This window comes from Candidatus Jidaibacter acanthamoeba (assembly GCF_000815465.1).
GTDB lineage: Bacteria > Pseudomonadota > Alphaproteobacteria > Rickettsiales > Midichloriaceae > Jidaibacter > Jidaibacter acanthamoebae.
Genome location: NZ_JSWE01000006.1, coordinates 1 through 672, shown reverse-complemented (window position 1 = coordinate 672; position 672 = coordinate 1). Strand labels below are relative to the sequence as shown.

Below are 672 nucleotides of genomic sequence, written 5' to 3'. Positions count from 1 at the left end.
TTAACTAAGTGGGGAGCGGTAGTATGGGTATTTATAACTATTAGTTTAATTTCAATAAAATTACCTGCAACTGAATATTATTATGGGACTGCTTATCTTAAGGCACAATTTTACTCAGTAATAAAAGCCCAAGAAGAGCCGGTAATTATGGGAAATAAGAAGCTAAAAGCAAAGTATATTCTAAGAAGTAGCATTGCTAAGTATTATGCAAATAAAGCGTGGCATACTTGTAGAGATAGCGCACTTATTTCACTGGCTACAATAGTTATGGGCTGGGTAGGAGTGATTATATATTTTTGTAGGAAAGGTTTTGAGGTAAAGCAATCTAACTTTGTGAGGGGTAGGGAAATGACTACCCTTGAAGAATTAAAAGCTCTTATTCAAAAGCAAAATAAACAGAGAAAGTATAAAGGTTATTCTCTTGTCGGGGTACCATATCCTCCTTCGGGAGAAACTCAGCACACTATGATAGCCGGGAGTACCGGAAGTGGTAAAACAATATTAATTTCAGAAATTATAGAACAAATTAAGCTTAGAGGCGACAAAGCGGTCATATATGATTTCACGGGCACATTTACTGAAAGGTTCTATAACCCCAAGAAAGATATTATTTTAAACCCGTTTGACAGCAGATCAAGAGGGTGGTCTATTTTAGAAGAAGTAGAGCATGAA

The 672-nt window shown here is 35.9% G+C and carries 1 protein-coding gene; it reads left to right on the top strand.

Features of this window, described 5'->3' with window-relative positions; genetic code table 11:
* Window positions 1–672, top strand: a 672-nt coding sequence (locus NF27_RS00090) for a type IV secretion system DNA-binding domain-containing protein (RefSeq protein WP_039454482.1), incomplete at both ends; no start/stop codon positions are given.